Genomic DNA, 8098 nt, shown 5'->3' on the forward strand with positions numbered 1-8098 from the left:
CGGCTATTCGTGATTCAAACTATTCCTTGGCGTTATTGATTTATAGTGAACTAAAAAGGTAGGAATTAAACGCTTTGATTTGTTATAATAAAAAGACAATGTGGAGTTTGAAAGGATGATGGCGGTGAAAGTTGTAAATAATATAGCTGACCTAATTGGTCATACACCATTAGTCAGATTGAATCGACTTACAGATTCAGATGGGGCGGCTGTCTATGTGAAGTTGGAATATTTCAATCCGAGCAAAAGTGTGAAGGACCGAGCGGCGTTCAATATGATTGTTGAAGCGGAGAAAAATGGGCAATTGACGACCGGTGCTACGATTATTGAACCGACCTCGGGCAATACTGGAATTGGTTTAGCAATGAATGCGGCGGCGAGGGGCTATCGAGCAATTTTTGTCATGCCGGATAATGCAACATTCGAGCGCATAAATTTGATGAAGGCATATGGCGCGGAGGTAGTTCTAACACCGAGCGAAGAAAGAATGCCGGGAGCCATTGCCAAAGCCAATGAATTAGCTTCGCAAATTGACAATAGCTTTATTCCGATGCAATTTGAAAATGCCGCTAACCCAGACGTACATCGGACAACAACGGCTATGGAGATAATAGATGCCCTGGCATCTATTAATCGAAGACTGACCGCTTTTGTCTGTACATCGGGTACTGGCGGCACGGTGACAGGGACGGGCGAAACGCTAAAAGAGCATGATGCAAATATTACTGTTCATGTTGTGGAGCCTGCTGGTTCACCGGTACTATCAGGCGGAGAACCAGGGAAGCATAAACTTGTTGGGACAAGCCCAGGATTTATTCCTTCTGTGCTAAATACTAGTGTCTACGATGAAATATTTCAGATTAAAGATGAAGAAGCGTACGATACTGTACGCAGTGCTGCTAGGCAGGAAGGAATTCTTGTCGGACCTTCTGGAGGGGCGTCTATTTACGCGGCTCTAGCCGTTGCGAAAAGGTTGACGCCGAACGATACTGTCGTCTGTATCGCACCAGATTCTGGTGAACGTTACTTGTCGAGTGATTTATTTACATTCTAAGACTGAACCTTTTGCCCTGAATAATGTGGGCAAAAGGTTTTTATCATTTTCCGACAGAAAACTTCCACTTCAATCTCGAACTATAGGAAAAAGGATTGCCTCGCAATTTTTTGAAGGGTACACTAGGAAGGTGAATTTATTTAATGTTTGGAGGTATTATGTGAGAGATAAATTTAATATAGTCACATCTACAATTTTGGCAAGTATTTTTATTGCAAGGTTCGGAACATTTCTAGTACTGCCTTATCTTACATTATTTTTGTTAGAAGATTTTCATTATACAGGGATTCAGATCGGGACGATTATTTCTACGCTGGCGCTTTCTAGATTGATTGTTAGTTTCTTTATTGGACCTTACATAGATAAATATCCGAAGGACAAAGTGATTCTTATTGGCTTGCTAGCTTATTTTGGTAGTTATGTGTATTTTCCATTTATTGACCAGTATGTTGGGTTTATTGTGTTTGCGGCTATCCTTGGTTTTGGTCAAGCTGTCGTGGAGCCGACCTACCGTGTTTTACTTAGTTTCTATACGGAACAAGAAAACAGGAGGTTTATTTTTAATATTCGCTATTTCCTAATCAATATTTCTGCTGCAATCGCTCCACTTACATCTATTTTCTTTCAACAGTTTGGAACTGATTTATTGTTTTTTACAGTTGGACTTATTTTCCTTATAAATATTTTTACATTTACGATTTTATTTAAAAAATATCCTATTGAAAAAGAACCAGAGAAATCAGGCAAAATATCCATTTTTCAATCGTTCTATGTATTTAGGAAGGACTATGGATTTACTATTTTTATAGTAGCTTTAATTTTTATTAGCTTTGGTTATAGCCAATTTGACTCTACGTTTAGTCAGTTTTTAGGGCTGACATTTGACTATGAACTTGCACTGAAATATTTTGCCTGGCTGATTACAACAAACGCCATTACTGTACTAGTCATTCAATACTTTGTTTATAGATTAGGTGAAGTCATTAGCACAGCTTCTTGTTTAATCATTGGAAGTTTGTGTTTATCGCTAGGATTGTTTTTATTCGGTCAAAGCGGAAATATTCTCTTTCTAATTTTTTCAATGGTCATTTTTACAGCAGGGGAAGTACTTGTGTTTACGATGGTCGATGTACATATTGACGAAATTTGTGAGGATCATGAAAAAGGCACTTATTTTGCATTGTCGGGGGTAAGCTCGGTTGGTAAAATTGCAGGACCTAGTCTTGGAGGCTTTCTATTAGATAGTTTAGATGGAGGAGCATTCGTATTTATTATTATAAGCCTAATTACAGTATTATCAGTACCTTCCTTTTACTTGAGTAATAAAGTAATGAAAAATAAGACCCATGAAATGACGTTAGAGAAGCACTGAACAGTGCTTTTCTAACGTTTTTATGTTTAAATGTAATTTTATTTAGCTTTTTTGTGGCTATTCTAAAAATATAGAGGATTTTAAGAATAATGGTTGACAAATGGTATAGAAGTAAGCGATTATATACAAAAGATATAAAACTTATCAATTTAGTTGGTATTGTAAAGGGAAGGAGAATTCCTATGTATTTAACGATTGATGGTATTGAAAAAAGCTTTCCTCATCAAGAAAAAGGGCAAGTGAAAGTACTAGATAATATCCAATTAGAAGTGGAAAAAGGGCAGTTTGTTTCAATTGTTGGTCCGTCCGGATGTGGAAAATCAACGTTACTGTATCTCATTGCCGGTCTTGAAAAGGCAGACAAAGGTGAAATTCGGATTGATGGGAAAACAGTGGCAGATGCAGGACCAGATCGAGTCGTCGTATTTCAAGAGGCAGGGTTATTCCCATGGCTCACGGTCCTTGATAATGTTACCTATGGCTTGTTATTGAAAGGAATGGCTAAAAACGAAGCACAGGATAAAGCGAAAGACATGTTGAAAATGGTGCATTTAAGTAATTATATTGATGCCTATCCTCATCAGCTTTCAGGAGGCATGAAGCAGCGTGTGTCGATCGCACGTGCACTCGTTATGGAGCCGGCGGTCTTGTTGATGGATGAACCATTTGCAGCCCTCGATGAACAAACGAGGATGGTTTTGCATCATGAACTGCTTGAAATATGGCGCAAAACAAAAGTGACGATTTTCTTCATCACACATAATATACGCGAAGCGGTTTTATTATCTGAAAAAGTGATTGTATTTGAAACACGTCCAGGGAAAATTAAATCGACCCACACGATAAAAACATCAACGGACGGCATTACGCCAAATGATGTAACATTCCATTTGGAAAAGGTCATATTAGCAGAATTACAGAGTGAAATTGAGAAAGTGCTAAAGGAGGAAATGGGGGATGATTACATTTTGGAGACGGACCCTCTTCATCGGGCTACTAGCGGTGATATGGGAAGTAACATCTAGACTATCGAGCTTACCGGATTTTATGTTTCCGACGCTAACCCAAGTACTTCAAACGCTTTTTACGGGGATCATTAGTGGGCAGATTACGACAGCTATTTTTACGAGTATGATTCGACTGCTGATTGGATTTTCGATTGCGGTCGTGATTGGTCTATTTCTAGGCTATCTAATTTGGCGTTCTAAACTGGTAGAGGATACACTTGGTTTTTTGATAACGGCTTTACAATCCATTCCAAGTATTGTGTGGTTTCCGCTCGCCATTATATGGTTTGGTTTAAATAACTTCTCTATTTTGTTTATCGTCACGATTGGTGCTACGTGGACCATGACAATCAGTGCGACAAGTGGCTTTAAAAATGTACCGACATTGTATCAGCGAGTTGCTAAAACGCTAGGGTCAAATGGTTTTCACTTTTTACGTACGGTGATTTTACCTGCATCCGTTCCACAAATTATATCAGGCTTACGCATCGCTTGGGCATTTTCATGGCGTGCGTTGATGGCTGGTGAACTACTTGGGGGTGGAGGAGGACTTGGCCATCTACTTGAAACCGGGAGATCATTGGGGCAGATGGATTTAGTGATTTCTGTCATGATTATCATTGGTGTCATCGGTACGATTATGGATAATTTAGTGTTCTTACGATTAGAGCGTAGCGTACAGAAGAAGTGGGGCATTAGTTAAATAAGATGGAAACTTTAAATTTGGGGTGAAAATAAATGAAGCGTAAATTAATTGTGCTCGCAATTATTTCCTTGGTTGTATTAAGTATAGGGACGGCATGTGGAAAAGGAGTACAAGGAGCGGTAGGTAGCAAAGAAGTAAACATCGGCTACTTTCCGAACTTAACGCATATCACTACCATTGTTGCATTGGAAAAAGGTTACTTTGCTGAAGCTTTCGGGGAAGATATCAAGATTAATACGAAAACGGTCAGTAGTGGTGGGTTGTTTATGGAAGCCATGGTGACAAAATCAATCGATGTTGGAACTGTCGGGCCAGGTCCATTATTGAACTTCTATGTAAAAGATCCTAGTTATCATATTATTTCAGGTGCTGTCAATGGCGGAGCCGTACTTGTTGCAAGTGAACATAGTAATATTACTGATCTTGTAGAGTTAGATGGTAAAAAAGTTGCTATCCCTGGCATAGGAAATACACAAGATATTATGTTGCGAAAAGCACTTAATGATGTCGGTCTGAAGCCAACATCGAATGGTGGAACAGTCCAATTGTTTGCAACAGCACCGGCAGATACGACAACGCTATTTATTCAAAAATCCGTGGACGTGGCAGCAATTCCAGAACCATGGGGCTATATTTTAGAATCGCAGGCGAATGGAAGGGTGCTGCTGGATTGGGAGTCGTTTGCTTGGGGGAAAGAAACGACTAATACCGTAGTTGCGGCAACTAAAAACTTTTTGGAAAATGAACAATTTGTAACGGCATATTTAACAGCACATACAAAAGCAGTTGATTTTATTAAACAAAAACCGGTGGAAAGCCAAGAGCTTGTCATCCGACATATCAAAGATTTAACTGGAAAAGAAATCAATAAAGAAGAAATACAGGTTGCTTTTTCTAGACTCGAAGTGACAACCTCTGTGAATGAGCAAGTCATCCAGGAAATGGCTGATATTAGTAAAGAAGCAGGTTATGTCCGTAGTAATGACATTGACGGATTGATTCAACTGGATCAGTTGAAGGAAATTGAAGGGAAATAGTAGAAAACTTTGAAGCTCGGGGGAGAGAGTGAAATGAATCGAAAATTATTAGTGATTGGACTTATTTCTTTGTTCGTATTAGCTGTCGGAACAGCATGCGGCAAAGGAGATCAAGGTGCAGCAGGCAGTAAAGAAGTGAATATCGGTTATTTTCCAAACTTAACACATATTGCGACGATAGTTGCCTTAGAAAAAGGTTATTTTGCTGAAGAGTTCGGGGAAGATATTAAGATTAATACGAAGACAGTTAGTAACGGTGGCTTGTTCACGGAAGCATTGGTGACAAAATCAATCGATGTCGGCACTGTTGGACCGGGACCATTATTAAATTTATATGTGAAAGATCGTAATTACCATATTATCTCGGGAGCTGTTAATGGTGGAGCTGTGCTTGTCGCAGGCGAACATAGTAATATTACAAACCTCGCGGACTTAGACGGTAAAAAAGTTGCGATTCCTGTCATTGGTAGCACACAGGACGTTATGCTGCGTAAAGCATTGAATGACGTAGGATTAAAGCCGACATCAAATGGTGGAACAGTCGAATTGTTTGCGGCAGCACCTGCCGATACAGCAACGCTGTTCATTCAAAAATCAGTGGATGCGGCAGCGACACAAGAGCCATGGGGCTATATTTTAGAAACACAGGCGAACGGCAAATTATTGTTGGATTGGGAGTCCTTTGCATGGGGCAGAGAATCGACGAATACAGTTGTTGCGGCGACTAAAAACTTTGTGAGCAATGAACCATTTGTCACTGCTTATTTAACAGCTCATACGAAAGCTGTTGATTTCATTAAACAAAATCCTGAAGAGAGCCAGGATCTCGTTATCAAACATATCAAGGGCTTGACGGGGAAGGAAATCAATAAAGAAGAACTGCAAGTTGCATTTTCACATCTTGAAGTGACAACGTCGGTCAATGAACAGGTCATTCAAGAAATGGCCGATATTAGTAAAGAAGCCGATTATATTAAAAGCAGTGATATTGATGGGATGATTCAATTGGATCAGTTAAAGGCGATTGAAGGGCAATAAGAAAAGACAACGAAATTCAATACACTAGTTACACGTCCATATGGCGACGATTAGTGGCAGTAAGGATGTAGAGGTGATACACTTCTCCATCCTTTTTATTTATTATGAAACTTAATTACTTGCCATGCGTAGAATAGGTAGTGAAAGGGGTGTTCATTTATGCATAACAAAGGAGATTTGAATGTATGGACGGCTGTTTGGCTAAGACCAAAAGAGGCAGCTCGTTATGCAATTGATTTTAAACCGATGCGTTTTGCCATTATTTTAGCCTTGATAGCAGGAATATTCGATATGTTGAATGGGGCGTCGCAAAATGATTTAGGTGATACGATGTCACTAACGAAAATTTTCGTTGTGGCTATTATTATGGGACCTATTTTAGGGATAATTGGTTGGTGGATTAGTGCTGGAATTGCTACGATTGTTGGAACATGGCTAGGTGGTATTGGTAGGTTTGAAGAGTTGAAAAAGGCCTTTGCCATTACCTTTATTCCTGTTATTGTTGGGGGGATTTTATGGATCCCTGATTTGCTCTTACTTGGCCAATCGCTTTTCACTGAAGATACTATTATTACAGGTGGCAAATTTATTTGGCTACTCTTTAGTGGGACAATTAGTTTCATTATTGGGGTATGGGGATTTGTCATCAGTATTATGGCTATTGCCGAGGCACACCAATTTTCTGCCTGGCGGGGATTTTGGACGGTTGTCATCCCGGCAATCTTGATATTTATTGTAGTATTTATTTTCTTTTTACCGTTTATAATCGCAATATTTTAAAGTGAAAGCGGAGCTGGACAGCAGTAGCATTGTTGTCCAGCTTCGCCTTTTATTTAGCAAAGTATGTGGCGACTGCCTGTGTTGTTTGTTCTGGGACTTTTAAGCATAGTGGCTCGTTATGCAAGAAATTGAAAACATTCATGTCGCTAGTTTGCAAACCACCGACGGTTAGGCGGGGGACGATGCGTACATGTACTCGTTCCGAGTTATTTGGGGCGATAGGAATAAAGAGCCCGAGGTTAAAGCTAGCGATACCAATGCTTTCAAAATAACGGAAAAAAAGTATCATGCTATTGGCAAGATCCTTCCAGTTATTATCACTCAATTCATCCAAGGAAGAAGCGTTGAAAATTCCGATAAAGTCGGTGTGACTTTTCGGTGCGAACGCATGTAACCAGTCGATTGTTCCGGCTGTTCCAATGAAACGTTCAGCTAGCTCGCACTCTTGTTTCACTAACGTATCGTAGAAGTTTTGACCTTGTGTCTTGTGAAATTGTTTGGCAGCTGATGATGTTGTTGCTTGGTAGTTCGTTGGCAGTTCGGATGCTAATACGTGAATATGCGGATGTAAAATACTGCCTCCTGAAGGCGGTAAGTAGTTCCAGTTGATGGAGGCATATGCTGTATTTGGATCTTGCGCAATGACTTTATTCAAGTAATCATGTGCTGCTGAAAATGATTCGACGATCATTGAATCCGTGAATTCATCGAGCTTCACATAATGCTGATCACACATGCGGACAACGGCATTGTGTTTACTATATGGAAACAGGTTTGGAAAAACGACTGCTTCGCCCTGGGTGAGTCGTCCTCCCATTACTAGTGTTTCAGGGAAGGTTGGTGTAAATGATTGTACGTTGTCGGGACAGAAGGGACATTTGCTACCCGCAGTTTCTTTCGCAAGTTCAGTATAATCCGTGGGGACAAATGGGGCACCTGGATCGAAAATAATACGTGATGTTTCGCCTGTTAAAGGGTCTTTCCGGATCTCTGTTTTTCGGTCAATGAGTTTTCGCTCTTGCGTTGGATCATGGAATGTGAAAAATTCTTCATGTGCTGTGAATTGAATAGACATTTTATTTCCCCCTCGTATATTAGTAGTAA

At 39.9% G+C, this 8098-nt stretch carries 8 protein-coding genes; 7 read left to right on the plus strand and 1 reads right to left on the minus strand.

Annotation, left to right across the window (positions count from 1 at the left end):
* Positions 1-124: 124 nt before the first annotated feature.
* The 7 genes from cysK to R2B77_RS16245 all read left to right on the plus strand — a co-directional run bounded on the left by cysK (position 125) and on the right by R2B77_RS16245 (position 6994).
* The gene (cysK, locus tag R2B77_RS16215) at positions 125-1054 is read left to right on the plus strand and encodes a cysteine synthase A (protein ID WP_322555758.1); all 930 of its coding nucleotides are present in this window, start codon (positions 125-127) and stop codon (positions 1052-1054) included.
* A gap of 160 nt (positions 1055-1214) precedes the next feature.
* Positions 1215-2426, plus strand: coding sequence for an MFS transporter (locus R2B77_RS16220; RefSeq protein WP_203247752.1), 1212 nt, complete (start codon positions 1215-1217; stop codon positions 2424-2426).
* Positions 2427-2608: 182 nt separating this feature from the next.
* Positions 2609-3451: an ABC transporter ATP-binding protein gene (locus R2B77_RS16225; protein WP_203247753.1), complete on the plus strand. Its 843-nt coding sequence runs from the start codon at positions 2609-2611 to the stop codon at positions 3449-3451.
* Positions 3384-4136 carry an ABC transporter permease gene (locus tag R2B77_RS16230; protein WP_203247754.1) on the plus strand — a complete coding sequence of 251 codons (753 nt, stop codon included), beginning with the start codon at positions 3384-3386 and terminating at the stop codon, positions 4134-4136. Before R2B77_RS16225 ends, R2B77_RS16230 begins: the two co-directional genes overlap by 68 nt.
* Before the next feature lie 35 nt (positions 4137-4171).
* Positions 4172-5176, plus strand: coding sequence for an aliphatic sulfonate ABC transporter substrate-binding protein (locus tag R2B77_RS16235; RefSeq protein ID WP_203247755.1), 1005 nt, complete (start codon positions 4172-4174; stop codon positions 5174-5176).
* A 33-nt stretch (positions 5177-5209) separates the two neighbouring features.
* Positions 5210-6214 carry an aliphatic sulfonate ABC transporter substrate-binding protein gene (locus tag R2B77_RS16240; protein ID WP_203247756.1) on the plus strand — a complete coding sequence of 335 codons (1005 nt, stop codon included), beginning with the start codon at positions 5210-5212 and terminating at the stop codon, positions 6212-6214.
* A 159-nt stretch (positions 6215-6373) separates the two neighbouring features.
* Positions 6374-6994, plus strand: a complete 621-nt coding sequence (locus R2B77_RS16245) for a YIP1 family protein (RefSeq protein ID WP_203247757.1) — start codon at positions 6374-6376, stop codon at positions 6992-6994.
* Between the two features lie 49 nt (positions 6995-7043).
* Here R2B77_RS16245 and R2B77_RS16250 read toward each other — a convergent pair.
* On the minus strand, positions 7044-8098 hold a 1055-nt coding region (locus tag R2B77_RS16250; protein ID WP_322555757.1), incomplete at its 5' end, for a hypothetical protein.

This window comes from Sporosarcina beigongshangi, from assembly GCF_033485195.1.
In the GTDB taxonomy this organism is placed as follows: Bacteria; Bacillota; Bacilli; order Bacillales_A; family Planococcaceae; genus Sporosarcina; species Sporosarcina beigongshangi.